The following is a 26,340-nucleotide window of genomic DNA, read 5'->3' as shown; positions in this document are numbered from 1 at the left end:
CTATCAGGGACTGCCCTCCATTTGCTCCTTGTTCTTTTGGTTGTTCCCTAACCCACACCTCGCATTTGGACATTTTAATACAGCTTCTCTACGCATACATGTAAGCTAAAGCCTACATTTGGACTTCCGATACATTATATTCAGGTTATTTTTCATTGTGCGCAACGCAAAAATAAACATGGTCATTACTATAAGTAGCACTTTGGGTTAGTTGTTCATATAGTACATTAAATGTTCTTATATGGGGCGATATAGATGAAAGCTTTTCTCCTTGCCGCAGGATATGGAACAAGACTAAAGCCACTTACAGACAGTATACCAAAATGCTTGGTTCCAATTAATAATCAACCACTTCTAAGCTGGTGGATTAAGTTACTAAAGAAACACCATATTTCTGAAGTACTTATTAATACTCATTATCATAGTGAACAAGTTAGTAACTATGTTAAAGGCATTGATCAGACTGATATAAAAATTAAAATCATCTATGAAAAAGAACTTTTAGGTAGTGGCGGCACAATAAGAAATAATGCAAACTTTGTTTGTGATGAAACAGAGTTTCTAATTTGTTATGCAGATAATTTGACTTGTGTAGATCTAAGTAAATTAATACACTTTCATAATAGCCACTTCGATATTCTGACAATGGGGTTATTTCATGCAAATAACCCTACTCAGTGTGGGATTGCAATAATCAATACAGAAAATATCATAACTGAATTTATCGAAAAACCATTGAAGCCGAGGAGCAATTTGGCCAATGCAGGCATTTATGTAGCCAGCAATAGAATATTCGATTACTTTCCGCCAAACAAAGCTATTTTTGATTTAGGACATGATATTTTGCCACTATTAACTAATAAAATGAGAGGATATATGATTCATGAATATCTTCTTGATATAGGAACTATAGAGAACTATAAGAAAGCAAATGAGGATTGGAAAAATGATTATATCTCGAACCCCACTTAGAATTAGCTTTGCAGGTGGCGGCACAGATTTAGGAGCCTATTATTCCAATGGATATGGTGCAGTAGTTAGTCTAACGATTGATAAGTATATCTATATTACTGTTAATAAAAGATTTGATGATACGATAAGAATTAGTTATTCAAAAACAGAAATCGTTGAAAATATTGATCAAATACAACATGACATTGTCCGGGAATGCCTCAAATTAACTGAAATTACCAAAGGCATTGAGATTACGTCCATTGCAGATATTCCCGCTGGAACGGGATTAGGGTCTTCTAGTAGTTTTACAGTTGGATTGTTAAATGCTTTATATACTTTCAAAGGAGAGCAAAAATCTTCGGAATACTTGGCCAAAGAGGCTTGTCAAATAGAAATCAATCTATTGGGAAAACCCATTGGTAAACAAGATCAATATGCTGCTGCATTCGGAAATATTAATTATTTTCGTTTTAATTCAGATGAAACAGTCTTTCATGAACCGTTAAACTTGAATACAACCGATATTGATAAATTGAATAAAAAAATGCTGTTATTTTATACAGGTATTACCCGATCTGCCAGCGGAATCTTGTCAACCCAAAAGAAAGAAACTAAAAATAAACTAGAATTATTAGACCGCATGAGGGATCAAGCAAACGAATTAAAAAATGTGTTATTAATTGATGGTATAAACAAAAAAATTGGGGACATTCTTCACGATGGTTGGATGCTTAAAAAGCAGTTAAGTAACAGGATTAGTAATAATACGATAGAAAATTATTATTGGAAAGCGCGAGAGGCCGGCGCTGTGGGGGGAAAAATTTTGGGTGCTGGCGGTGGTGGATTCTTACTATTTTATTGTGATGAGGATAAGCAAGAGCGTGTTCGAGATGCTCTAAAAGATATGAAAAAGATCGACTTCGGTATCACAAAACATGGAAGTCGAATCATTTTTTTGGGAGAGGACTAATGATAAACTTATATTTCAAGCAATACTGCAGTGAATTAATTGCTACAATAAATAATCTTACTTCAAAAGATCTGACTACAATCGTAACCATTCTATGGGATGCTTATAAAGGGAATAAGAAAATTTACGTTATTGGTAATGGTGGCAGTGCAGCAACCGCTTCTCATTATGTCTGCGATTTCGCTAAAGGTACTGCTGTTCCAGGTGAAAAAAGGCTAAAAATAATGAGTTTGACTGATAACGTCGCGCATATGACCGCAATATCAAATGACATTTCTTATAATGAAGTTTTTAAAGAACAGCTAGAAAACTTGTTGGAACCTGGAGATATATTAATTTGTATTTCTGCATCAGGAAATTCACCAAATCTAGTGCAAGCCGTAAACTATGCCAATAGCATCAATGTTACTACTATCGGTATCCTAGGATTCAATGGTGGAAGAGTGAAAGAACTTACAACTACCAATATAGTTGTTGATAATTTCAACTATGGCCAAGTGGAAGATATACATCTGATGTTAGGACATGTCCTCAGTCAATATTTCCGGAAACTCATTGTAACAGAAAGAGAAATAAGTGGCTAGCACCTTGAACACAACTAAAATAAAAGTAGATTTTATAGGGAAAATATACTTTTATTCGCAAGACAAGTAAAGTGAATTATTGTTTGCTTAACAACGCCCCTGCTGCCTTTTCATGCAGCAGGGGCTTCTCCTAATTTCTCATTATCATGTTTTTGACATACCACTATCATCACTTTATATATTATGAAACCAGACCTATTTAGTGCATCAGCAGGAATAATTATGCCTTAAATCACTATTTTATAGATATAGCATATAGTATAGTATCTGATTTTTACCCAAACCTTTAAAACTTGGTGATAGGATGATTTTACATGCATAAGGAGAATAGTTAAAAATGAAAATGAATAGCCGTATCTATATTGCAGGACATAAAGGAATGGTTGGGTCAGCAATTGTCCGGGCATTGACAGCACAGGGTTATCCCAATATTATTACTGTTTCCAAAAAAGAAGTTGATTTGCGTATTTCTCAGCAAGTGGAACAATTCTTTAAATCTGAACAACCAGACTATGTATTTTTTGCTGCTGCGAAAGTTGGCGGCATCTATGCCAATTTAACGTATCCCGCAGATTTTTTATATGACAATTTAATGATACAAAATAATATTATCCGTTGCTCATATGAAAATGGTGTGAAAAAACTATTGTTCCTTGGCAGCTCCTGTATTTATCCGCGCGACTGCCCACAACCTATGAAAGAAGAGTATCTTTTAACAGGACCACTTGAGCCGACTAATGAGGGCTATGCCTTAGCTAAAATTGCCGGCTTAAAGTTAACTCAGTTTTATCATCAGCAATATGGTCTAAAAAGTATCTGTCCGATGCCGTGTAATTTGTATGGTACAAATGATAGCTTTGATCCGCAAAAATCTCATGTTCTTTCTGCATTAGTTAAGAAGTTTGTGGATGCAGTAAAATTGGACTTGGCAAAAGTTGTACTTTGGGGAAGTGGTGCTGCTCGTAGAGAATTTATGCATGTGGATGATTTGGCAAATGCGCTACTATTTTTAATGGAATGCTACGATTCCCCTACTATCATTAACGTTGGTTGGGGAATGGATGTATCGATAAAAGAGTTAGCGAATCTCATTGCTAAAAAAGCCGGATATAAAGGAGAAATACATTGGGATCTCAACATGCCTGATGGAATGCCGCGAAAATGTCTTGATATATCAACAATACATTCACTGGGATTTAAGCCGAAAATTTCATTAGAAGAGGGCATTGATCAAGTCATAAATGAATACTATGCTCACTGCGAAAATGGGGAGGAAAAATATGATCCCATTGATGAAAAGTACTTTTCTAAACGAATATGAAACAAAAAACGCATTGGCCGAGTTTATCATACGGTCTGATCGCTTGAGCATGGGTACAAAATGCGGGGAATTTGAGAAGAAGTTTGCGAAATTCCAGAAAGTAAAACATGCTGCTTTATTCAACAGTGGCGGCAGTGCTAATTTGGCTATTCTACAAGCACTAAAAAATCTTGGAAGATTACGTGAAGGCGATAAAGTCGGATTTTCTGCTCTTACTTGGTCAACCAATATAATGCCGATTCTCCAAATGGGATTGATACCAGTCCCTATTGATTGCACTCCCAGGACTCTCAATGTAATGTCCCCTAATTTGCTTGAACGAATCAAAGAGATAGAACTAAAAGCTTTTTTCATTACCAACGCCTTAGGTTTTACGGGAGATCTGGAGGAAATACAAAATATCTGTCACGCTAATGAAATTATATTAATTGAAGATAACTGTGAATCTCTAGGTACTGAATTACCATCCGGAAAAGCTGGTAATTTCGGCATTGCTGCCAGTTCATCCTTTTTTGTAGCACATCATATGTCGACCATCGAAGGCGGAATGGCACATACCAATGATGATGAACTGGATGAAATGTTACGAATTGTCCGTGCCAATGGTTGGGATAGAAATCTAACTTCAGAGCAGCAGTACAAGTGGAGAAGAAAATACTCTATTCAAAACGAATTTGAGGCAAAGTACACATTTTATGATCTGGGCTATAACCTTCGTCCAACGGAAATAACAGGATTCTTAGGTATAAATCAGCTTAGACTGCTGGAGGAAAATATAAAAATTCGGCAGAATAATTTTCTTCTACTTGAGAAGGGTGTTTTACAAAATCCCGATTTAATCCCCTTTGATCATTCCCACATCACAGTATTTTCCAGTTTTTCATTTCCAATTCTCTGTAAAACACCAGAATTGCGGGATAGATATCTGGGGCAATTTTCTGGAGCTGGAGTAGAAATAAGACCAATGATAGCTGGAAATATTCTACGTCAACCCTTTTATGCAAAGTATGTTGGTGAAAATTACGAACTACCAGGAACAGATTTTATTCATAACTGTGGTTTTTATTGCGGTAATTACCCCGAATTAACAGATGTGGATCTAGAGACGCTTAGTAGTTGTCTAAAAAAATATGTTTAGGGGAGAATCTTATGATCATTGTGCAATTAATTGGCGGCTTGGGTAATCAACTTTTTCAATATGCAATGGCTCGTCGAATTTCCATTATAAATAATGAACCTATCAAACTGAATGTTTTTCCATTTCAACAATATAAACTGCATAACTATAGCTTAAAACATTTTAATATTGTGGAGAATTACGCAACGATTGAGGAAATAAATGCTCTCTTTGCTGCTGGCAGAGTGATTCGAGAACCCTATTTCCACTTTGATCCACAGATATTAAATGCTCCTGGAGATATTTATTTAGATGGTTATTGGCAAACTGAAAAATATTTTAAAGATATTGAGGAAACGATTCGAACAGAATTCTTAATTAAGACTCCCGCGGAACTAATAAATTTGACAACCGCTAACAACATTATGGATTGCAATTCCATTAGTTTGCATATTCGCCGGGTTGACTACGTAACAAATCCAGCTGCTAATAAAATTCATGGAGTTTGCTCAATGGAGTATTATCGCAAAGCAATAATTAAAATGACGTCTGTTATTCATGAACCCCACTTTTTTATTTTTTCGGATGATATTAAATGGGCACAAGAGAATGTAAACATTGATTATCCTACAACATTTGTTTCTCAAAATGGTCCCGAAAAAAACTATGAAGACCTTCGTTTAATGAGCTTGTGTAAACATCATATTATCGCAAATAGTACTTTTAGTTGGTGGGGAGCTTGGTTATCCACGAATAAGAATAAAATTGTTATTGCTCCAAATAGATGGTTTAATACAACGGACAAAGATACCAAAGATGTTATCCCAGAGAACTGGTTTGCAATTTAGTACTATGAAGTGACTTACTAAAAAAACACCATGTTTCCGAAGTGCTGATTAATACTCATTACAGAGAAGGAGCAATAAATGACTAGCAGCTTAAAGACAGCTAAAATAAACGCAGTTTTTCTTGATCGTGACGGTGTTGTTAATCAGAAAGCCACTGAACATGATTATATAAAAAGGTACGAAGATTTTCATTTGCTTCCTGGTGCTGCTAAAGCTATCCACCTGTTAAACCAGCATTGTTACAAAGTCATTATCGTGACCAATCAAAGAGGGATTGCCCGGGGTATGATGACAGAGGATGCTTTGAGTCACATACACGATAAGATGAACCAGGATCTGAAAAAACAAAACGCATTTATTGATAGAATTTATTATTGCCCACATGATGTTACTGCAAATTGTACCTGTAGAAAGCCTAGGATAGGAATGTTTTTGCAGGCAGCCTTGGAGTTTGATATTGGCAAAGAAACTTCTTTTATGGTAGGTGACAGCCTCTCTGATATCGAATCAGGTATTAACTTCGGGATAAAGCCAATTTTAATCGGTTCAGCAATTGAAGGCGTGCTGACAGCTGATGATTTATTGGCAGCTGTTAGTACAATTATCATTAAATAATTGAGGAGGTTTTCCGTGAACGTATTGATTACTGGCGGAGCAGGTTATGTTGGCAGTCATTGCAATAATTTTTTAAACCAAAAAGGTATTAGTACTATCGTAGTAGATGATTTGTCCTTCGGACATCGTGAAGCAGTAAAACAGGGAACATTTATTGAAGGCGATTTTGGTAATAAAAAGTTATTAACATCAATCTTTAAATCTGAACACATCGATGCGGTTATTCATTTTGCAGCACTTGCCGATGTTGCAGATTCAGTACAAAATCCCAGTAAATATTATTGTAATAATGTCAGTAAAATGATTAACTTACTTGATGCCATGGTTGAACACTCCATTCGGCATATTGTCTTTTCGTCATCGGCCGCAATATTTGGTGAACCTAAATTTGTTCCTATAGATGAATTGCATAGACAACTTCCGATAAATCCCTATGGCGAAACAAAATGTATCGGGGAAAAATTATTGAGGGATTATGGAAAAGCATATGGAATCAAATATTCAGCTTTACGATATTTCAATGCTGCAGGTGCTGACATTGATTGTAAGATAGGAGAATCCCATAATCCTGAACATCATTTAATTCCACTTATTTTTCAAACAGCTCTAGGAAAAAGAAAGAAAATGTTTGTTTATGGAAACGATTATAATACTCCTGATGGGACATGTATTAGAGATTTTGTCCATGTCCTTGACTTAGCGGAAGCACATTATTTGGCTTTGAACTATATTCTAAAAAATGATACTTCCGAGTCTTTTAATTTAGGCAATAATGTAGGCTTCTCAGTCCTAGAGATAATTAAGACCTTTGAACGTATCGCTAATATTAAAGTAGCTTTTGAGATTACGGATCAAAGACCTGGTGATCCTGCAAGATTAATAGCTTCTAATAAAAAAACTAAGCAGCTTTTGAATTGGGATCCTAAACTAACGATTGAAGATATTTTGAATTCAGCTTGGGAATGGGAAAAAAGTAGAACGTATTGATAAAGGGAGATTGAATTAATAGTGGATAAGGAAACTATTAATAAACAGTTTATTGAGAAAAAAAATGCCTCCGTCTCTTTTTTTTATACCGGAGAATATAAGCGTGCAATTGAATGTTTATATGAACTTTTGATATACGAGCATAATAATCCGATTCATTATTATAATCTTGCTATATGCTATGAACGACTAGGGCTGAAAAAAGAAGCAATTTACGCATATGAAAAATTTATCGAATATGGAGAAGACGCTGTAGAAATAACTAGAGTTAGAAATTTGTTGCAGACAATGACAGGAGAATGTACACTTGATGCCGCACAACAAGCAATCCAACTACTTCCCCAACAAAGGATAATTCCGTGGCATCAAGCAAAAGGAGACAAAATATTACGACTTGATTACGATTTGAATGAAGAATCGATAGTCTTTGATCTCGGAGGATATCAAGGTAATTGGACGGCTAGCATCTTTGAAAGATATGGTAGTAAAATACATGTTTTTGAACCGGTAATAGAATACGCCGAACATATTGAGCGAAAGTTTTTCCATACTCCGAGAATAAAGGTATACAACTTCGGTTTAGGAAAAAATACCGAAAAAGTAATACTTTATGTTGATAGTGATGGATCATCCATGTTCAGACCAGGAAATCAAAATAGAGAAATTACTCTTGTTAGGGCATACGACTTTATTAAAGAATCCGGTATTTCAAGCATAGATTTGATGAAAATTAATATTGAAGGTGGAGAATACGATTTACTCGAACATCTAATTGAAACGGATCTAGTTATGATCATTAAAAATATTCAGGTTCAGTTTCATGATTTTGTGCCAAATGCAGCTGAGCGTATGTTTAATATTCAGGAAAAGTTAGATAAAACACATTCTCTTACTTATCAATTCCTGTTTATATGGGAGAATTGGAGAATAAATTAGTCTGTTTCTTAGCAGGAATATATTCCTATATTCTAGAATACATGTGGTAATTTCCGAAAATATGAGGAGGTTACATCATGGCAAAGAGAATTCTATTACTTACTGGTGACTGTGCAGAAGACTATGAAGTGAAAGTACCTCAACAAGCATTGATGATGTTAGGCTATCAAGTTGACATTGCCGCTCCTAATAAAAAAGCTGGCGATACATTACAACTCGTAGTGCATGATTTTGTAAATTTAGATACTTATATTGAACTTACGGGCCATCGTATTCCTGTCGATATTGCTGCATCTGATGTAAATCCAGATGACTATATCGGTTTAGTCATTCCTGGTGGAAGGGCACCTGAATATATTCGAATGTATGATGAAACAATTAAACTTGTTCAAGCTTTTTTTGCTGAAAATAAGCCTGTCGCGGCTGTTTGTCATGGAACACAGCTCTTAGCTGCAGCGGATGTATTGACAGGCCATACTGTTACTTCTTATCCAGCTTGTTCTGCTGAATGTCGTCTAGCAGGAGCTAAGTGGGAAAACCAACCTGTTGTGACTTGTGGCAACTTAGTCACTGCACAAGCTTGGCCTAATCACCCTGCATGGCTGAAAGCTTTTGTTGATTTACTCGGCGCAAAAATTAGTATTTAATTTTAACTCAACTTTTTATAAACTAGGGCTAAGATCAGAAGAGGTTCACTCTTTTGAATCTTAGCCCTAGTTTACCTTAGTGGAGAAAAATATTTTTCTCGTATAACGTCCATATATGGGACGTTTTTTCCATTTACAATGGACTAATTTAAAAATAATTATACTTTTTTTAAAATTAGGCCTTCTAAATGTGTTGGTACTGTTTACCCTCAATACACTTCCGTTTATTTTTTTAAAATTAAGGCCTCACTATCTATATTTTTTTATTATTGTGACATGATTGTCTATTTTTGTAAAGGATGATAAAATTAATTGTCTTTCATGAAAAGACAATTAATTTTAGGAGGTTAATCTATGGCCCAAGATGAAGCAAAAAAATTAAGATGGTACAATCTTGCACTAATGGTTTTTGTCATGGTATGGGGTTTTGGTAACGTTGTGAACAACTATGCCAATCAAGGACTGACAGTTATTGTTTCCTGGATCCTTATTATTGCACTTTATTTTATCCCTTACGTATTAATGGTAGGAGAAATGGGTTCTACTTTTCAGGAAGGTAAAGCCGGGGTCAGTACTTGGGTTGGTTCTACTATGGGTCCATTATTGGCCTATTTGGCTGGTTGGACTTACTGGGTAGTACATGTGCCTTATCTTGCACAAAAGCCTCAACAAATCCTAATTGCTCTAGGCTGGGGCGTGTTCCAAGATGGTACATTTATTAAGACCTTCAGTCCAATGGTACTACAGCTCATTACATTGGTTTTATTCATCTTTTTCATGTGGGTTGCTTCTCGAGGCATTACATCCTTGAAACGAATTGGAATGGTTGCAGGTACTTGCATGTTAATCATGTCATTTATGTATGTACTGTTAATGCTAGCAGCACCTTCTATCAGAGGCGTCGCAATAGCTACAACTGATCTAAGTTTACACACTTTTCTACCTAATTTTGACTTTACCTACTTTACTACCATTTCTATGCTAGTTTTTGCGGTTGGAGGATGTGAAAAAATTTCTCCTTATGTAAAAAACACATTGAATGCTAGTAAAGAATTCCCTAGAGCCATGATTATTTTGGCGATTTTAGTGGCTCTTTCCGCTTTATTAGGCTCCCTTGCAATGGGTATGATGTTTGATGCTAATAATATTCCTAAAGATTTAAAAATGAATGGTCAATATTATGCGTTTAAATTATTAGGACAACACTACGGAGTTGGTAACCTGTTCCTCATTTTGTATGCCTTTACCAACTTTTTATCACAAATTTCTGCATTAGTATTCTCAATCGATGCACCACTCAAAGTATTATTAGCAGAAAGCGATTCCAAGTATATTCCTAATGCATTAAGCAAAACCAATGAATACGGTGCACCGATTAATGGCTATAAAATGACTGCTGTTCTAGTTGGTACACTGATTATCATTCCAGCACTAGGTATCGGTAATATGAATGACCTATACAATTGGTTACTGGATTTGAATTCCATAGTTATGCCATTACGATATCTTTGGGTTTTCGCTGCCTATATCGCGGTACGTCGCCTTGTCGGTCAATTTTCAGCAGAGTATCATTTTATGAAGAATTCTACAGGAGCAATTTCCATTGGTTTATGGTGCTTCCTTTTTACCGCCTTTGCTTGTATCATGGGTATGTTCCCGAAAGGTGTTCAGCTTTTTACTTCCCAATGGTATTTCCAATTGTCTCTAAACCTACTTACTCCTTTTGTCCTTCTTGGCCTAGGACTTATCCTTCCCTCAATTGCCAAGTGGACTAATAAAAAAGCCAGTAACCAAATACAATCTTAATCTTGTCAAAAAGAAGGTTTCTGCTAAATTTAAATTTGGCAGAAACCTTCTTTTCTTATTCTTTAATCATACTATGATTAAAGATATTAATTGTTAGGGAGTAAAGCCTAATTACCAAATTCTATGTTATAATGTGGTAATTAAACATATCATATTTTAAATAAAAATAGTACTTCGCTTACCTATTTGAATATCTACTATGAAAAGATTATCTATCGTAAAAAAGTAGATAATAATAAATAAATTCTATGAGGTGATAACATGAATCCTTCTAAAGCAAAAATTACTTATCTATTCCATAGTGGCTATGCTGTAGAAACAGCAAATCATTTTATTATTTTCGATTATTATCAACCTTTTCCTGGCAATAAACTTAGCGTAACTGATGGAGTTATTACCAGTGAGTTTCTTAAAAGCAAAAAAAATATCATGGTTTTTTCTTCTCATGCCCATGCAGATCATTTTGATCCTGTTATTTTTGATTGGGCAAAAGATAATCCTGATATAAACTACATACTAAGCAATGATATTCGGACAAAAACAGCTCCCTATAAATGCCATATGGTAGCTGCTTATGAAGAAAAAATTATTGATGATGTAAAAATCCAAACTTTTGGATCTACAGATCAAGGTATTTCTTTTCTCCTAACAGTAGATGGCTTGTCGATCTTCCATGCTGGCGACTTGAATTGGTGGCATTGGTCGGGGGAACCGAAAAAAGATCGGGTTATTGCGGAAAAGGCCTTTAAAGAGGAAATAGAAAAAATCGTTGGCAAGACCATTGATATTGCCTTTTTCCCTGTAGACCGTCGTTTAGAAGAAGCTTACTGCATAGGTGCCGAATATTTTGCTGCGAAATGCAAACCAAAGTTATTGTTGCCAATGCACTTTGGGAAAGATTTTGGTGCCAGTCAAGATTTTAGTAAAAGAGCACAAGAATTATCGATTCCTACCGTTGAAATTAAGCAACTGGGACAAGAAATCTTTTTTTAGTAAAGTAAATATCTCTCCTTTTACTTGGAAGACTAATAATGACTCCCAATGTAAATTCCAAACAGGAGGGTAAATTTTATGAGAAAAAGTAAACCAGCCTATGCCCCAAACAAAAGAGGCTTCTTTGAACAAAAGCCTCGTAACATGAAATCGTATTCTGCTAGGGATTTTACTTTGCTGCCAGATCCAGTAAGAGATCCGATTGTATCAAACAACATTTCCAATGTAGAATTTGATTACACTTATGACCGTGGAGAGCAGATATAATCTGCTCTTTTTTCTTATGGTATCAGAATTTATAAGTTTCTAGTTAAAAAGATTGAACCACAAAGAAGATGGGAATGAAATGGATAGAACCCCTTTGTGACCTTTGTGTCTTTGTGGTTCAAAAAGGACGCGTAGCGTTTTTCTTATACCCCAACATTTCTTTGTCGTTCTAACTTAATAATTTCAATGAGATGGCATATCTCTTCATCATTGACTACCACTGCAAATTGTTGTTCCAATGCATTCGTAACATTTTTTAAAACAGCATACTCAAGAGGATGTTCGGCAATAAAGGCAGCTGTGTCAGGGTAACTAATACCAGCCTGGGTTAGCAAGCGTTCCACCATACAAGCAGAATGTACTAGCATACGTACCAAGCCCGATGAAGAAAATTCAACTTCCAATTCTTCTTCTAGCTTTTTAATACATATCATTAGCGTATCCATAACCTTACGCGGATTAACAAAAGTCAAAAATTCATCCAACATACCCGCAACCATACCGCGCATAACTTCCCAGTCCATACCTCGATCCGTATAGCGATCTGCAATATCAGATGCTTTTAATCCTTCTGTTAGCAGACGACGTAATTCACTACCTGCTCCCCCCTCCATTAATTCCTCAATGGCGATATGAGGTCGGTCTTCAATCTCAGGATCAATACTTCCCACACTCGCAACAATATCATAGGACTGCAACAAGGAAGTAAGACGATTTTGCAATACCTCTTGGTTTCCAGCTTCTACAGCTATCACACGAATATTAAAAAGTTGCCATTGACTTAATAGTTTTTCTAATAAACTTTTAACTTTAAGTGCTGCCCCTTCGCCAGTAAAACAAGTAGTCATAATCGCCTTATCCTTGCCACTAATAAAATTGGTTGGATCTTCGGCTTGTACTACAGTCTGAGACATACTACGTGCTGTCCATGCGGATCGATAAACTACATTTATATCATTCTTAGGCAAAATCGCTTTGTGTAAAACATGTAATACCATTAGTGTACTTACCATCTCTACACTCTTGACGATAATTCCAGTTCGGTTCGTTACTGCTTTTGCCACACTTGATAAAGATCCCATATCAACTAATAAAACAATGCCTTTTCCTTCATCAATTTCACGGGCTACTTGAACAGCCCTTTCGATTGCCCAATCTACATTTACTTCTAAAGGCATATCAATCCCACGGGCATGACTAACGCCTAAAAGCTTATTCGAAAATTCAACCATACTTGTAGCGGTAGAATTGCCATGAGTAATAACAAGCACCCCTACTTTCCGATCTTCCTTTCCATGGCGATCATCAAAGGTAGCCAGCATAAGAGCAATAAAACCGATTTCATCTAAGGGAATTAGTACTCCTAACTTCTCACCAAGACACTGGGCCATTCCTTCTGCCACCGCGTACGCCTTAGGGTGCAGTTCCGCAACAGACCTAACATTAGGGTTTACAATGGGTAAACCACTACGTATACGTTCCACTGTCGCGGCAATATGAATTGCTAAGGCATAATATAACCGACGACTTAAAGGATTTCCCATTTTTTCGGCTTTACTGCAAGCTATATCAAATGCCGTGAGAAATTCCTGCGGCAAAATGCTTTGCAAATACTCTTGCGATATTTCTAACTGCTCAGGATCTAATCGTTGAAAATAGCTTTCTACATCCATTTCTATACATTGAATAATTTCTGATTGTCCGATACCTTGGGATTTAAGGAATTGCATCCGGTCACTGATTGTTTGGTAGAAATTTTTAGGCAAGCTCCGATCGCCCTCTCCTTGAGCTGCCACTCCATTCGGCTGAATGAGTAATTCACTGCCTAAAGTACATAAAATTTTACTGGTTTCTAAACGAGCCTGAGGATCATAGACAATCGCTTGTTTAATTTTAGGAGGCAATTCTTCATATGCGATGCGTACTGGTTTGCTCTTATCTGACCTATGCAAAAAAGCTTTAGCACATACGAGTTGTAGATCATTACGCAATTGTCCAATATTCCCTACACATCGATACAAAAGTAAGGCCCATAATGCTTCTTGGCTTACAATAACTCTAGATTGAATATGAACTGCTTCACGAGCCAGTAAGAACTTAATGAGCTCAAATCGTTCATGCAATGGCCGTACCGTTAAATCAGGTAATTGAATGACTACAGGTATACGTCGTAAAAAAGTCTTCAATAAGGCGGACTCAGGGTTCTCCGTAGTAGCAGCCACTACCCTTACCGTTACATGACGTGTCCTATCGGTATCACCCATACGCCGAAACTCACCCCGGTCTAAGAGATAAAACAACATCTCTTGTCCCTCAGGTGGCAAACGATGTACTTCATCTAGAAAGAGCATGCCGCCATTTGCTTTTTCCACTAAGCCGGCCTTGTCCTTCTCTGCTCCCGTAAAGGCCCCTCGTACATGGCCAAATAGCTGTGACATCAGAAGTTGAGGATTATTCGCATAGTCTGCACAATTAAATACGACAAACTGGCCATCTGCGGAAATCTTTCCTTGATTATAAGCAAATTTAAACATATATTCGGCAAATAATGTTTTACCAACTCCAGTAGAGCCAACCAGCAAGGTATCGAGCCCCTTTGGGGGATAAAGGGCCGAAGCCTTCGCCTGCTCCACTGCAACCTTAAGACTATCCTGGGCGCCAATTAATCCCTCAAAAGAATCATGATCCTCTTTTGTCTTTTGTAAGATATCAATGCTTCTGGCAGAATCCTCAACATTAGGCGCAATACTTTCTACCTGTGAGGCTTTAGTAGTAGCTAATTCTTCAATCTGACGCTGGTGACGCACCACTTCCGGCACTTGCCCGTGTAAGGTTGGGAAAATAGATTCTACCCATCTAACCGTTATATAGTAGGTAGATCGGCTCACCAATTTTACTACAAGCCTTTCTCTATGCAGTGCATTTAAATCGCTACTCACATTACTACGAGAAAAACCTGCTGCTGCCGCTACCTCTTCTGCAGTAAAACCTAATGGTTTATGCTGCTGCAACATACTTTTATCTAGTTTTTCAGCACATAACTCATCTAATACTTCTAAAACCTTTAATTGGCGTTTCATTTTCCCACTCCTCTTAGGCCACATCCAGCAGACAACTACTATATACTTATTATATAACGTTAAAAGTCATATAAAAATAAAAGCAAAGGGTTATTTCCCAATGCTTTTATTTTTATTATCTTACTGAGACAATACGGCGGCTAACCGAAACGTGGAGGTATCAATTGTCCGCTTGTGTCCTATCGCATCTGCTAAGTCAATCGGAACTACAGCTCCATTTCGATAACCGAATAATACATTTGATATTCCTGAAGTTAGAGCTAATACTGCATGCTCAGCCAAGGTACTAGCTAAAATGCGATCAAATACGCTAGGTGACCCACCCCGTTGTATATGCCCTAATACAGATACTCTAGTATCAAGACCCGTGTCAGCAGCGATTTTTTCGCCAATCGTTAGGGCACTGCCTACCCCTTCGGCAACAACTACTACGCTATATTTTTTCCCATTATCATGACTTACACGTAGCTTTTGACACAGTTCGTCTAAATTGACACTCATTTCTGGAATAAGAATTTGCTCTGCCCCACCTGCAAGTCCGGCAGTCATAGCAATCCAGCCAGAATTGCGTCCCATAACTTCAAGAACCATCACTCTGCCGTGAGAAGAAGCAGTATCCCGCAGTTTGTTGAGGGCATCTACTACAGTATTGATTGCCGTATCAAAACCAATTGTATAATCTGTACCCCAAATATCATTGTCAATGGTACCAGGAAGACCAACTACAGCAATTCCGAGTTCCGATAACAATTGAGCACCTGTTAAGGAACCATCCCCACCAATAACAATAAGACCTTCAATGCCGCGTCGGCGCAAATTTTCTGCAGCCTTTTGTCGTCCTTCTAGTGTTCTAAATACTTCACAGCGTGCAGTTCCTAGAAAAGTTCCACCCCGCTGCAAAATATCTCCCACAGATCTTGACTCAAGTTTCACCATTTTATCTTCATACATACCCGCATAGCCGTTATAAATACCCCATACTTCTACGCCTTCATGAATTGCTACACGCACCACTGCTCGAATCGCTGCATTCATTCCAGGAGAATCACCACCACTTGTCATGACAGCAATACGTTTCAACATAAGCACACCTCTCATATTGCTATATTAAAAATGAAATGTATCTAATTTATTTCATATTTTTCAGCAATTTTTTCTAATTCCTGCTTAATAGCAGACGCAGTCCTCAGAGTCAGAATATGTTCAGCCCACTCTTGACATTGTCCTAAGGTAAGTTGACGAACCCGATGTTTCACTACAGGAACGGCCCTGCCATTCATGGATAACTCCGTTAACCCAAGACCAATTAAAAGTGGTGTTGCTAGAGGATCACCTGCCATCTCGCCACACATACCTACCCATTTACCCGATTTTTGTGCTGCTTTAGCAACATTCCCAATCAAACGGACTACAGGCGGCTGGAAGTAGTCGCTTAAATAAGCGACATGCTCATTCATACGATCTGCAGCCATAGTATATTGCACCAAATCATTGGTACCAATACTAAAGAAATCTACCTCTTCTGCCAGTACATCTGCAATAACAGCTGCTGCAGGAACCTCAATCATAATTCCAACAGGTACATCCGAACGGAAGGGAATGCCTTCTTTCGTTAGTTCCTCCGCTGCTTCTTGTAGTAATGCTTTTGCATTCACTAATTCATCGATAGTGGCAATCATAGGAAACATAATATGCAAGTTCCCTGCTACACTGGCTTGCAATAAGGCACGCAGTTGTGTTTTAAATACATCCTTGTATACCATACACAGGCGAATTGCACGTAGTCCTAATGCTGGGTTGGCCTCAGGTAAACCACCGATAAATGGCAGTTGCTTATCGCCACCTGCATCTAAGGTCCGTATGACAATTTTTTTATCCGGCATAGCTGACAGAACGGCTTTATAAGCCTCTACTTGCTCTTCTTCTGTCGGTACGCTTGTTTTATCTAAAAACAAAAACTCGGTACGGAACAAGCCTACCCCTTCTGCACCTGCAGCAATTACTTTTTCCATATCGCTTGGTGTTCCAATATTGCAAGCTAACTCAATATGGTTCCCATCAATAGTCGTACTTGGCAAATGGCCTACTGCTGCTAAGGCTGCAGCTTTTGCCCGTTCTTTTTCCATACGTTGACGATATTCTTCTAAGACTGCTTCTTCGGGATTTACTAATACTTGGCCTGCATGACCATCTAAAATAACCATATCACCATTTTTCAACTTTTCCAGGGCATTGCCGATACCAACTACTGCTGGAATCCCGGCAGCTCTAGCTAAAATCGAACTATGAGAGGTTTTACCGCCAAGAGCAGTAATAAATCCTGATACACTAGCTAAATCAATAGCAGCGGTATCAGAGGGTAATAAGTCTTGCGCTGCCAAAATACCCGCATAGTTAACCTCGTCTGACCCTCCTTGTAATATACGTAACAACCGCTTGCCAATATCTTTAATATCAGCTGCCCGCTCTCGCATATATTCATTATCAAGGGCAAGAAACATCTCTGCAATCTCATTCACTGCATCCTGCACAGCAGCTTCCGCGCTGGCATAGTTATTATCAATATCATTCATAACAACTTCAACCAAGGATGGATCATTCACCATTAGTTTATGCGCTGCAAACACCTCAGCCTGTTGTTCCCCTACAGTAGCTGCCATACGTTGTTGTAAAACATCTAACTCAGCTTCGGCTTTTTGCTGGGCTGCTATAAAACGTTCTTTTTCTTTAGGAGCTTGTGATGCTTCTACTCGGCGGCAAAACTCATGGGAACCTTCTTGAATATGCATAATTTGGCCCATAGCAATACCCGCTGATGCTGCGATTCCTTCTATTTTCAACATACTATCACTCTTCTCCAAATTTATCCATAACTAGTTTTTTTAACGCTTCGCCTGCTGCTGCTGCGTCTGGACCATCAATTTTAACAAGTAAATTATCGCCTTTTTTAACGCCTAGCCCCATAATACTGATAATACTCTTAGCATTGGCACTTTTTCCCTCTTTAAATATCATAATATTAGATTTAAAAGAAGAAGCCTTTTGTGCGAACATGGCTGCTGGTCTCGCATGTAAACCTGCTTGATTTTGAATTTGTAAATTGAATTCCATAAAATTTACACAACCTTTCTTTTTTTATAAAATCAACATTTATTTATACTGCAATAATGCAGAGAAACCCTAACTAAACATAGCTTAACTCAATATTCCTGCCCAATAACCGGCAATGCCTATAAAAAATAATCCAGCGATAATGGTTAGTGGCGATACACCTTTGCGTAGTAAATAAATACATAAAAAGGTGAGCCCTAAGGATAACATATTGGGCATAAGTTGATTCAAAATATCCTGAACTGTAGTAATCATTTCTCCACTTTTTGCTACAACAAGGGACACATTGATTGACGTCCACTTTGCTACTAAGGCTCCCATAACAAATAAACCAAGAATTGAGGCACCCTCTGTTAATTTACGTAACTTATCTCCAGCAATATCCTGCATAATACCAAGGCCTGCTCGATATGCATATAATAAACCATACCAACGTATGAGTAAGCGCACTGTATTAAAGAGTAGAAAAAATAGTAGCGGTCCTAAAACATTTCCCTGCATCGCTAGGCCAGCTCCTAATGCCGCTGTCACAGGACGTAGGGTCCCCCAAAAAATAGGATCCCCGATTCCCGCCAAAGGCCCCATTAACCCTACCTTTACCGCATGGATTGTACTATCTTCAATTTCCGCTCCATTTGCCTTTTCCTCTTCAAGAGCCAGGTTCACACCTAGGATCGGTGATATCACAAAAGGATGGGTATTAAAAAATTCCAAATGACGTTTTAAGGCACTTATCCTATCTTCTTTCTTCTCATATAATCGATTGATAACAGGTACTAAAGAAAAACAATATCCTAGTGCCTGCATCCTTTCATAATTCCAGGAACCTTGAATAAGATTTGATCGCAAGAATACCCAGAATAAGTCACCCTTCGTAAGTTTTTTATCACTCACCATGTGTGCCTCCTAGCATTCTTCCCGATTGTATTTTAATTGCAAATATAGCATAGCCATTGCTACACCCATAATCCCAATGCCCACTAAATTAATATTAAGAAAAGTAGCTACTACAAAACCTAAAAAGAAAAAGGGCATCAAATGACCAGCCTTCATCATGTTAATAACCATAGCATACCCAACTACGACGATAAATCCACCCGCTACTTGCAGGCCACCCGTAATAACTTGGGGAATACTTTGCAGTAACTCTCTTATCAAAGCAGCATCGGAATAGTAAGCAATAAAAAAGGCAGGAATAGCTACTCGTAGTCCTTGTATGCATAAAGCTCCTAAATGAGCCAAGGTAATTCCTGAAGTTTTTCCCTGATCAGCATAAGGGTCTGCTATATGTTGAAAATATACACAGATAGTTCTGACAAAAGTGGTCAGAATTTGCCCAGCTCCCGCTAAGGGTATGGCTAGAGCAATGGCAACTGGCATACTTTGATGTGCACCAATCACTAAGGTCGTCGATAAAATACTAGCAATTGCAGAATCAGGAGACTGGGCTGCACCAATATTCATCCATCCTAAAGTCATCATTTCCAAAGTGCCACCTATTAAAATGCCTGTCCCCAAATCACTCATAACTAAGCCCGTTAACGTACAAGCCAGAAGAGGGCGGTGAAACTGAAATTCATCTAGCACACTTTCAATTCCAGCTAGAAACCCTACCAGCGCCACCATTAATGCTGTAAACACAGTATCCCTCCCTGCTTTGTTATATTTTAGTCATAATGTCTACAGGACTATCGTTGGGCAATACTTGAATTTGTAAAATTATACCACATTTATGCAGTGCTTTAAAAGCATTTTTATCATCTTCGTCTAATGAAACAGCCTTCGTCAACTGGGTTTTTCCTTGCATAAAACTCATCCCACCAATATTGACTTTCGTAATTGCTACTCCATTTTCCACTAAGGTTACAATCGTGGCAGGATTGGTAAATAACAAGAGTAATTTTTCATTATCATTCGCATTACTTTTTAAATATTCAATGCCGTCAAGAGTATTGAGAACCGAAACCTTTACACCAGGAGGCGCTACGGTTTCTAGGAGCATTTTACGAATAAGATCTTTAGCCACTTTGTCATCTATCACTACAATACGTTTTATTGACACAGCCTTACTCCAGGCCATGACAACCTGCCCATGGATGAGGCGATCATCAATTCTTACTAATTCAATACTCACCGCTTCTCTTCCTTCTTTTTCAGGTTTTCCCTTATCATGTAAAAGGCTATATTAGAAATTAGAAATTACAAACTTATTAATACCATTACAGCCACTCTCAAGTGCTAAATCAGTCAAGGTTTTTAATTCAAGATTTCTTGCGGGCAGAACTTCTAGTAACATGGGTAAATTTATACCTGTGACTACTTCAATACCACATTTCTGCATAGCCAACATGGCGGTCACATTATAAGGGCTCCCCCCTACTAGGTCCACTAACAGCAATACCCCTTGATTTGTATCAACTCTTTGCACAGCTTGCGCAGTACGTACTTGTAAATCGGCAATAGCGTCTCCTAACTCAAACTCAACGACCGCAATCTGTTCTTGTTTACCCATGATTAACTCTGCTGCATTGAGTAAAGCGCCTGCCAAACCTCCATGTGTTACAATAACTACCCCAATCATCTTATGCCTCCATGTACTGTTCGCTTTTGTGCTTAACATTACACACTTGCAATAACTATGCCAAGATTTGTTTCATTTGCTGACAACAGCTTTAAACAATGGATTATTGTCAGCAAACTAAGGCCCTTCAGCTCCATAAAAATTTCGTGTTGTTTTAAATAAAACAGCACGAATATTCTGTGTTTTATTTCTGTTTTGCATTTGTTTTAATTTTGTATTAATTCTAAATACATATTCAATTCCATATTACTACTTTATGATAAATAGGATTGTATTATCCAGTCAAATATAATTAATTTAATATAAAATGACCTTATCTCAACGAGTAAGGTCATTTCTTGGGCATTAGTTTATGTCACTTTTACTTTTATATACTTCCCAGGCCTCTGCAACTCTTTTTCGATAAGATTCCAAACGGTTAGACAATACTTTTTCCTCTTTACGTCCTGCATCAATCGACAAATCGTATAAGCTATTGTTCATCGAGTACATTAAGGCTTTCATTAAATCCTGTAAAGGATCTATTATCTTTTCATTATTTTCTTGCTTAGCAATCAGTTCCTTAAGTAAAGTCAAAGCAGTATCGACTTTCTCTTCTGGTAATTGTCCGATTAGTTCTAATAACTCGCTTCTAGAATCCATGTTACATTCTCCTCTATTTTAAATTCTTATCCGATGACTAAACCGCTCTAAGACTCCCATCTTCATCTCGTTAACAGTCTGTAATTCCCCGCCCTTGACGGTCAGGGAAACAGGCTGTAAACTCGAAATAAGTTCGCTCTAAGGGTCTCCGGACCCAAGGCTCACTTATATAAGTGGGAATTAAGAGCGGCTAAGTCCCTGGATAAGTGCGACTAAGATTCAGCTGGAGTTAAAACTCCATCTGAATCAAGTCTTCTTTATTCTTCCTCATTAAAATACACTTTATAAAAGTGCATACCCGTCTCCTCATCAAAACCTCTTTCAATGTTTTGCATCTTACCAGCTTCTGTTGTAGGATTTTTTATTTTGATTTCAATTTCAGTATCTAATTTAATCAGGTTTCTAAACTTCTTTTTTACACTTTTTACTGCTGGATTCGAAATACTAAAACCTTCCGCTGCAACAAAGCCTTGGTTGCTTTCGTAATTCTGTTTATGTTCTTTAAATTGTTCAATAAGTTCAGGCTCTTTTACAACTTCTTGAACAAATTGATCTAGATGAAATTCATTATGCTTATCAAAATAGGCCACTGCTTCATTAACAAAAACCACCTGGTCTTTTTTGTCAGCCTGATAAACTTGTCCATAAATATTTTCGGCAAAATCGCGGCACACCTGCAAACAATTTTCCGTGTGAAAATACTCATCTTGTACGTTTGTTAAACGTAAAAATTCATCCTTCCAGTATAAGGCCTCTTTTTCTCCCTTATTGATGGCATCTACAATAGCAACTCGATAACCATCAGCAGAATTCACATTAAAGATAATACAACCTTTATCTAATTTTTTAACATTAATCCCTTTATCGCTGCCAATCATAAACTCATCTGCGTATTTGGTAATCTTTAAGTAGGTTTCCTTTTTTTCCGTTTTAAAAATTCCAATCCCATCTGCGCGTTGCTCATTTATGAGACAATCTTTAAAATAGGCCATATAAAACTCGCCGCCTTTAATCTGCGGATGAGAAGACTTTTCATATAAATGTTTTAATATATTAACAGATTGTTCATAGAATTTCTCAGGATCAATGAATATACTGCTGACATACATATATAATTCATTTAAATGAATGTCTGTTTCATGAAAAAATTTATAGAAAACTTTCTCTTTAAAGGAAGATAAAAAATATTTTAGCAATAGTTCTTCTACATTACCATCTTTCATGTCATAAATGGATGGGGATAGAAAAATTCCCTCATCTCGTAACTTGTTGCCTACCTTATGTATAATTAACTGCTCTAGACTTACATTTGAAAAATCAAACAATCGCTTCATCCTTCCTACTACTACAGATACTTTAGTATTTTTACATTGTATCACAATTTCAAAGTTTTTCAATCTAGAACCATTTGTTTCTATAATAAAGAGCTCAAACTAACTTCTTAAATTCTGCAGTATATATAATAAGGAAGGAAATGATGATTTTAATGTATTCTATAGTAGAAAAGAAACAGTCTAAATCTCATTTTAGAAGATCTAGACTGCTTTTTTTATTCTGCTATTCTACCTAAAAGTACCACTTTTCCTGGATTCATAATATTATTAGGATCGAAGGCATCCTTTAGGGTTTGTAATACCTTCTTTTGTCCAGCAGTCATATGTTTATACATTGCTGATACACGTTTTGCTCCGATACCATGTTCTCCTGATAAGTTACCTTCAAGTACATATACAGCATCATAGATTTCCGACAACACTGCATCCTTTAAATCATGCCAAGCATGATCATCACGATCTTCTCTTAAAATAGTGGCATGTATATTTCCATCACCAGCATGACCAGCACTAGGAATCTTACAATCATATTTTTTTGCAATCTTTTCAATCGCATCCAAAGCTGCTGGAATGTTTGAAATAGGTACTACAATGTCCTCCATACAGTAGACTGGACTTATCATGCGCAATGCTTCTGCATATGCTTTACGTGATTTCCAAATACGATCTTGTGTAGAAATATTATCTGCTACAAAAACTTCTAAGGCACCGTTCTCTTTGCACAATTTACCAATGGTTTCATAGTCTTCTTGTACTTGCAATTCTGTATTTCCATCAACTTCACAAATAATATAAGCGCCAGCATCACTGTATGGTAGTTTTTTATTGAGATACATTTCGGCTGCTTTAATGGACAGGCTATCCATAAATTCAACTGCCGTTGGGATAATACCCGCTGTCATGATTTTTGGCACAACCTTAATTGCTGATTGCATGTCTGGGAACGGAATTAACAGATCGGCAACATATTGAGGTAAAGGCATTAATTTAAGCCATATTTTTGTTATAATTCCTAAGGTTCCTTCTGAGCCAACCATCAAATGTACCATATCGTAGAAAGTAACGTCTTTTATGTTTTTACCACCATAAACAACAATGTCACCATCAGGCATAACAACCTCTAAACCATAGACGTGTCGCCCTGTAACGCCATACTTGACTGCTTTATTACCGCCAGCGTTTGTCGCAACATTACCACCAATGAAGGAAGATTCTGCAGAACAAGGGTCACCAGCATAAAACAGATTTAATTCTCTTGCTTCTTTTTGTACTTCCCCAGTGGTAACACCAGGTTCTAGTACCATGAATAAATTTTCTTTGTCTATTTCGATAATTTTATTCATCTTTTCTAAGGATAATACCATACCACCATGCAATGGTACAGCACCACCAGCTAGACCTGAACCGCCACCTCTAGGAGTAATCGGAATCATTTCACGATTTGCCAATTTGACAACTTCCGCAATTTGTTGTGCATTTTCAGGCTTTATAACCACTTCAGGCATTTTTTCCCAAAGTTTATCTGAAGTTTCATCACGAGAGTACATTTCCATCTTTTCTTCATCTGCAACTACGTTTGCTTGTCCAAGAATATCTTGAAGTTGTCTAATAATCTCAGCTGTTACTTTGTTAAATTGCATTTCTTATCCCCCCTTATGCTTTAGCTTTCATTTTTTTGACTGTTTCAATTAGCATAGGCACTACTTCAAACACATCGCCTACTATACCGAAATCCGCCACTTTGAAGATTTGTGCTTCAGGGTCTTTATTGATTGCAACAATGACATCAGAGGTCTGCATACCTGCCAAGAATTGAATTTTACCTGCTATTCCTGCAGCAATCATCAATTTAGGTGATACGGTTTTACCGGAAAGACCAATTTGGTGCGGGTAAGTTGACCAGCCAAGTTCAACTGCATCACGGGTTGCACCAACAGCTGCTCCCATTAATTCTGCTAATTCTTCGATCAATTTGAAACCCGCAGCATTTTTCATCCCTTTACCGCCGGCAACAATTACATCAGCTTCTTCAATACTAACCGCTTGGGTAGTATCAACGATAAATTCTAAAAACTTTTCTGCAGTCAATAATGTTGGACCAGCATACTTCTTAACAATAATTTCGCCTGTTCTAGTAGTATCAATTGGAGATTGTTTTGCTGATCTAGGACGAACTGTAGCCATTTGTGGGCGTGTTTCAGGAGTTTTAATGGTAGCCATAATATTGCCACCTATCGCAGGACGAGTTTGCCATAATAATTTCGTTTCAGGATCAATTGTAAGTTCAGTACAGTCAGCCGTTAAACCAGTATGAGTTTTTGCTGTGACCAAAGGCATTACCGTACGACCAGTAGTTGTGGCACCAGCGATAATAACTTCTGGTTTTTCTTCTTTAACTAATCTGGTAATTGCATTGCTGTAAGGCTGCGGCAAAAAGTTTTTGAAAATAGGATCTTGAATGAAAAACACTTTATCTGCGCCGCGTAAAATTACTTCCTCCATGTTCTCGATTTCGTCACCTAGCAAAATACAACCAAGCTCACATCCGAGATCATTCGCAATTCCACGTCCCCAAGTCAATAGTTCAAAAGTAACAGCTTGTATTTTACCATCACGTTGTTCACCTAGAATAAATACACCTTTAAAGTCCGCAAGGTTTTTTGCTTCTGCGATACTACAATTAACATAACTTGACATCATTATTGTCTCCCCCCCTTATAAAACGTCTTTTTGAGTTAAAAAGGACATCAATTCATCAATCGGCTGCGTGGTACCATTGGCCTTTGCCATGATCGTATCACGAGAAAGTTTAGGGCTAAAGATTTTAACTACACGTGTTGGTGAACCGGTAAGTCCAAGCTCACTCTTATCAAAACCAAGTTCTGCATTACCCCACGTTGGCACTTCAACCTGTTTTGCTTTTAATTTGCCACTCAAGGTAGGGAATCCAGTATCACTAATATCTTTATTTACAGAAACTAATACTGGGAATGTTACTTGAACTCTTTCAAAGCCACTTTCAACAGTACGTTTTACAATAACGCCATCTTCTAAAATTTCTAATTGGGATACATAAGTCTGTGCTGGAATGTCGAGGTAGTGAGCAATCATCGCCGCAGTTTGTCCTGTCTCACCATCTGTTGCACGTTCTCCACAAAGAATCATATCAAAATCGCCTGTTTTCTTAATTGCTGCCGCAATTACTTTTGCTGTAGCAATCGTATCAGAACCCGCAAATTCTCTACCTGACACTAATACCCCATCATCTGCTCCCATTGAGATTGCTTCTTTGATTGCTTTCATTGCTGATACTGGTCCCATGCTCACCGCAGTGATTGTTACATCGGGATAAGTATTCTTAATTCGAATCGCCTCAGCTAATGCATTTTCATCAAGTGGATTAATAATTGTATCTTTACCAGTACGCACCATAACTCCAGTTACAGGATCAAGTTTTACCGAATCAGTCCCAGGAACCTGTTTTACAAGTACAATAATTTTCATAAATACACCTCCTATTTTATTCTGCCAAGATTAAGAGATTTCT

The 26,340-nt window shown here is 37.4% G+C and carries 26 protein-coding genes; 13 read left to right on the top strand and 13 right to left on the bottom strand.

Annotation, left to right across the window (positions count from 1 at the left end):
* Positions 1-255: 255 nt before the first annotated feature.
* The 13 genes from UFO1_RS05505 to UFO1_RS05445 all read left to right on the top strand — a co-directional run bounded on the left by UFO1_RS05505 (position 256) and on the right by UFO1_RS05445 (position 12,045).
* Entirely contained in the window at positions 256-972 is a 717-nt protein-coding gene (locus UFO1_RS05505) for a nucleotidyltransferase family protein (RefSeq protein WP_038668837.1), read from the top strand.
* Positions 947-1,924 (top strand): GHMP kinase, encoded by a 978-nt coding sequence (locus UFO1_RS05500; RefSeq protein WP_038668834.1) that lies wholly within the window; start codon positions 947-949, stop codon positions 1,922-1,924. The genes UFO1_RS05505 and UFO1_RS05500 overlap by 26 nt, the downstream gene beginning before the upstream one ends.
* Positions 1,924-2,508 (top strand): SIS domain-containing protein, encoded by a 585-nt coding sequence (locus tag UFO1_RS05495; RefSeq protein ID WP_038668832.1) that lies wholly within the window; start codon positions 1,924-1,926, stop codon positions 2,506-2,508. The genes UFO1_RS05500 and UFO1_RS05495 overlap by 1 nt, the downstream gene beginning before the upstream one ends.
* A 337-nt stretch (positions 2,509-2,845) precedes the next feature.
* Positions 2,846-3,829 carry a GDP-L-fucose synthase gene (locus tag UFO1_RS05490; protein ID WP_051788837.1) on the top strand — a complete coding sequence of 328 codons (984 nt, stop codon included), beginning with the start codon at positions 2,846-2,848 and terminating at the stop codon, positions 3,827-3,829.
* Positions 3,789-4,967, top strand: coding sequence for a DegT/DnrJ/EryC1/StrS aminotransferase family protein (locus UFO1_RS05485; protein ID WP_038668830.1), 1,179 nt, complete (start codon positions 3,789-3,791; stop codon positions 4,965-4,967). Before UFO1_RS05490 ends, UFO1_RS05485 begins: the two co-directional genes overlap by 41 nt.
* A gap of 11 nt (positions 4,968-4,978) precedes the next feature.
* The gene (locus tag UFO1_RS05480; protein ID WP_038668828.1) at positions 4,979-5,794 is read left to right on the top strand and encodes an alpha-1,2-fucosyltransferase; all 816 of its coding nucleotides are present in this window, start codon (positions 4,979-4,981) and stop codon (positions 5,792-5,794) included.
* 78 nt (positions 5,795-5,872) lie between these two features.
* Positions 5,873-6,409 (top strand): HAD-IIIA family hydrolase, encoded by a 537-nt coding sequence (locus UFO1_RS05475; protein WP_038668826.1) that lies wholly within the window; start codon positions 5,873-5,875, stop codon positions 6,407-6,409.
* 15 nt (positions 6,410-6,424) lie between these two features.
* Entirely contained in the window at positions 6,425-7,396 is a 972-nt protein-coding gene (gene galE / locus UFO1_RS05470) for a UDP-glucose 4-epimerase GalE (RefSeq protein ID WP_038668824.1), read from the top strand.
* Positions 7,397-7,417: 21 nt separating this feature from the next.
* The gene (locus UFO1_RS24005; RefSeq protein WP_051788836.1) at positions 7,418-8,332 is read left to right on the top strand and encodes an FkbM family methyltransferase; all 915 of its coding nucleotides are present in this window, start codon (positions 7,418-7,420) and stop codon (positions 8,330-8,332) included.
* 77 nt (positions 8,333-8,409) lie between these two features.
* Positions 8,410-8,979, top strand: coding sequence for a DJ-1/PfpI family protein (locus UFO1_RS05460; RefSeq protein WP_038668821.1), 570 nt, complete (start codon positions 8,410-8,412; stop codon positions 8,977-8,979).
* Between the two features lie 354 nt (positions 8,980-9,333).
* Complete coding sequence (locus tag UFO1_RS05455) at positions 9,334-10,785, top strand: APC family permease (protein ID WP_038668819.1); 1,452 nt, start codon at positions 9,334-9,336, stop codon at positions 10,783-10,785.
* A 261-nt stretch (positions 10,786-11,046) separates the two neighbouring features.
* Positions 11,047-11,778 (top strand): MBL fold metallo-hydrolase, encoded by a 732-nt coding sequence (locus UFO1_RS05450; RefSeq protein WP_038668816.1) that lies wholly within the window; start codon positions 11,047-11,049, stop codon positions 11,776-11,778.
* Positions 11,779-11,856: 78 nt separating this feature from the next.
* Positions 11,857-12,045, top strand: coding sequence for a hypothetical protein (locus UFO1_RS05445; RefSeq protein ID WP_038668812.1), 189 nt, complete (start codon positions 11,857-11,859; stop codon positions 12,043-12,045).
* A gap of 143 nt (positions 12,046-12,188) precedes the next feature.
* Here the strand turns inward: UFO1_RS05445 and UFO1_RS05440 are convergent, their stop codons facing one another.
* From UFO1_RS05440 to UFO1_RS05380, 13 genes are all read right to left on the bottom strand, one after another.
* Positions 12,189-15,125 (bottom strand): sigma 54-interacting transcriptional regulator, encoded by a 2,937-nt coding sequence (locus UFO1_RS05440; RefSeq protein ID WP_038668809.1) that lies wholly within the window; start codon positions 15,123-15,125, stop codon positions 12,189-12,191.
* 120 nt (positions 15,126-15,245) lie between these two features.
* Entirely contained in the window at positions 15,246-16,208 is a 963-nt protein-coding gene (gene pfkA, locus UFO1_RS05435; protein WP_038668807.1) for a 6-phosphofructokinase, read from the bottom strand.
* A gap of 41 nt (positions 16,209-16,249) precedes the next feature.
* A complete protein-coding gene (gene ptsP / locus UFO1_RS05430) occupies positions 16,250-17,968 on the bottom strand; it encodes a phosphoenolpyruvate--protein phosphotransferase (protein ID WP_038668805.1) in 1,719 nt (572 codons plus the stop codon).
* Between the two features lie 4 nt (positions 17,969-17,972).
* Positions 17,973-18,236 carry an HPr family phosphocarrier protein gene (locus UFO1_RS05425; protein WP_038668802.1) on the bottom strand — a complete coding sequence of 88 codons (264 nt, stop codon included), beginning with the start codon at positions 18,234-18,236 and terminating at the stop codon, positions 17,973-17,975.
* Positions 18,237-18,320: 84 nt separating this feature from the next.
* Positions 18,321-19,133, bottom strand: a complete 813-nt coding sequence (locus tag UFO1_RS05420) for a PTS system mannose/fructose/sorbose family transporter subunit IID (RefSeq protein WP_038668799.1) — start codon at positions 19,131-19,133, stop codon at positions 18,321-18,323.
* Positions 19,134-19,142: 9 nt separating this feature from the next.
* The gene (locus UFO1_RS05415) at positions 19,143-19,877 is read right to left on the bottom strand and encodes a PTS mannose/fructose/sorbose transporter subunit IIC (protein ID WP_305809534.1); all 735 of its coding nucleotides are present in this window, start codon (positions 19,875-19,877) and stop codon (positions 19,143-19,145) included.
* A 19-nt stretch (positions 19,878-19,896) separates the two neighbouring features.
* Complete coding sequence (locus UFO1_RS05410) at positions 19,897-20,370, bottom strand: PTS sugar transporter subunit IIB (RefSeq protein WP_038668797.1); 474 nt, start codon at positions 20,368-20,370, stop codon at positions 19,897-19,899.
* A gap of 51 nt (positions 20,371-20,421) precedes the next feature.
* Positions 20,422-20,817: a PTS sugar transporter subunit IIA gene (locus UFO1_RS05405; RefSeq protein ID WP_038668795.1), complete on the bottom strand. Its 396-nt coding sequence runs from the start codon at positions 20,815-20,817 to the stop codon at positions 20,422-20,424.
* A 345-nt stretch (positions 20,818-21,162) separates the two neighbouring features.
* Complete coding sequence (locus UFO1_RS05400) at positions 21,163-21,459, bottom strand: hypothetical protein (protein WP_038668792.1); 297 nt, start codon at positions 21,457-21,459, stop codon at positions 21,163-21,165.
* A 257-nt stretch (positions 21,460-21,716) separates the two neighbouring features.
* Positions 21,717-22,793: a nucleoid-associated protein gene (locus UFO1_RS05395; protein ID WP_236639403.1), complete on the bottom strand. Its 1,077-nt coding sequence runs from the start codon at positions 22,791-22,793 to the stop codon at positions 21,717-21,719.
* A gap of 215 nt (positions 22,794-23,008) precedes the next feature.
* On the bottom strand, positions 23,009-24,433 hold the full coding sequence (locus tag UFO1_RS05390) for an FAD-binding oxidoreductase (RefSeq protein WP_038668787.1): 1,425 nt from the start codon (positions 24,431-24,433) through the stop codon (positions 23,009-23,011).
* Between the two features lie 13 nt (positions 24,434-24,446).
* Positions 24,447-25,493 carry an electron transfer flavoprotein subunit alpha/FixB family protein gene (locus UFO1_RS05385; protein ID WP_236639331.1) on the bottom strand — a complete coding sequence of 349 codons (1,047 nt, stop codon included), beginning with the start codon at positions 25,491-25,493 and terminating at the stop codon, positions 24,447-24,449.
* Between the two features lie 15 nt (positions 25,494-25,508).
* On the bottom strand, positions 25,509-26,297 hold the full coding sequence (locus UFO1_RS05380; protein WP_038668785.1) for an electron transfer flavoprotein subunit beta/FixA family protein: 789 nt from the start codon (positions 26,295-26,297) through the stop codon (positions 25,509-25,511).
* Positions 26,298-26,340 lie beyond the last annotated feature (43 nt).

This window comes from Pelosinus sp. UFO1 (genome assembly GCF_000725345.1).
Lineage (GTDB): Bacteria > Bacillota > Negativicutes > DSM-13327 > DSM-13327 > Pelosinus.
The sequence above is the reverse complement of the archived record's forward strand: the minus strand, read 5'-3'. Positions and strand labels throughout refer to the sequence as shown.

Coding starts and splice junctions, on each gene's coding strand:
- UFO1_RS05390 (WP_038668787.1), bottom strand. CDS start 24,433: ATGCAATTTAACAAAGTAACAGCTGAGATTATTAGACAACTTCAAGAT.
- UFO1_RS05405 (WP_038668795.1), bottom strand. CDS start 20,817: ATGATTGGGGTAGTTATTGTAACACATGGAGGTTTGGCAGGCGCTTTA.
- UFO1_RS05485 (WP_038668830.1), top strand. CDS start 3,789: ATGATCCCATTGATGAAAAGTACTTTTCTAAACGAATATGAAACAAAA.
- UFO1_RS05385 (WP_236639331.1), bottom strand. CDS start 25,493: ATGATGTCAAGTTATGTTAATTGTAGTATCGCAGAAGCAAAAAACCTT.
- pfkA (WP_038668807.1), bottom strand. CDS start 16,208: ATGTTGAAACGTATTGCTGTCATGACAAGTGGTGGTGATTCTCCTGGA.
- UFO1_RS05505 (WP_038668837.1), top strand. CDS start 256: ATGAAAGCTTTTCTCCTTGCCGCAGGATATGGAACAAGACTAAAGCCA.
- UFO1_RS05380 (WP_038668785.1), bottom strand. CDS start 26,297: ATGAAAATTATTGTACTTGTAAAACAGGTTCCTGGGACTGATTCGGTA.
- ptsP (WP_038668805.1), bottom strand. CDS start 17,968: ATGTTGAAAATAGAAGGAATCGCAGCATCAGCGGGTATTGCTATGGGC.
- UFO1_RS05455 (WP_038668819.1), top strand. CDS start 9,334: ATGGCCCAAGATGAAGCAAAAAAATTAAGATGGTACAATCTTGCACTA.
- UFO1_RS05500 (WP_038668834.1), top strand. CDS start 947: ATGATTATATCTCGAACCCCACTTAGAATTAGCTTTGCAGGTGGCGGC.
- UFO1_RS05490 (WP_051788837.1), top strand. CDS start 2,846: ATGAAAATGAATAGCCGTATCTATATTGCAGGACATAAAGGAATGGTT.
- UFO1_RS05480 (WP_038668828.1), top strand. CDS start 4,979: ATGATCATTGTGCAATTAATTGGCGGCTTGGGTAATCAACTTTTTCAA.
- UFO1_RS05440 (WP_038668809.1), bottom strand. CDS start 15,125: ATGAAACGCCAATTAAAGGTTTTAGAAGTATTAGATGAGTTATGTGCT.
- UFO1_RS05395 (WP_236639403.1), bottom strand. CDS start 22,793: ATGAAGCGATTGTTTGATTTTTCAAATGTAAGTCTAGAGCAGTTAATT.
- UFO1_RS05425 (WP_038668802.1), bottom strand. CDS start 18,236: ATGGAATTCAATTTACAAATTCAAAATCAAGCAGGTTTACATGCGAGA.
- UFO1_RS05460 (WP_038668821.1), top strand. CDS start 8,410: ATGGCAAAGAGAATTCTATTACTTACTGGTGACTGTGCAGAAGACTAT.
- UFO1_RS05445 (WP_038668812.1), top strand. CDS start 11,857: ATGAGAAAAAGTAAACCAGCCTATGCCCCAAACAAAAGAGGCTTCTTT.
- UFO1_RS05495 (WP_038668832.1), top strand. CDS start 1,924: ATGATAAACTTATATTTCAAGCAATACTGCAGTGAATTAATTGCTACA.
- UFO1_RS05475 (WP_038668826.1), top strand. CDS start 5,873: ATGACTAGCAGCTTAAAGACAGCTAAAATAAACGCAGTTTTTCTTGAT.
- UFO1_RS05420 (WP_038668799.1), bottom strand. CDS start 19,133: ATGGTGAGTGATAAAAAACTTACGAAGGGTGACTTATTCTGGGTATTC.
- UFO1_RS05450 (WP_038668816.1), top strand. CDS start 11,047: ATGAATCCTTCTAAAGCAAAAATTACTTATCTATTCCATAGTGGCTAT.
- UFO1_RS05400 (WP_038668792.1), bottom strand. CDS start 21,459: ATGGATTCTAGAAGCGAGTTATTAGAACTAATCGGACAATTACCAGAA.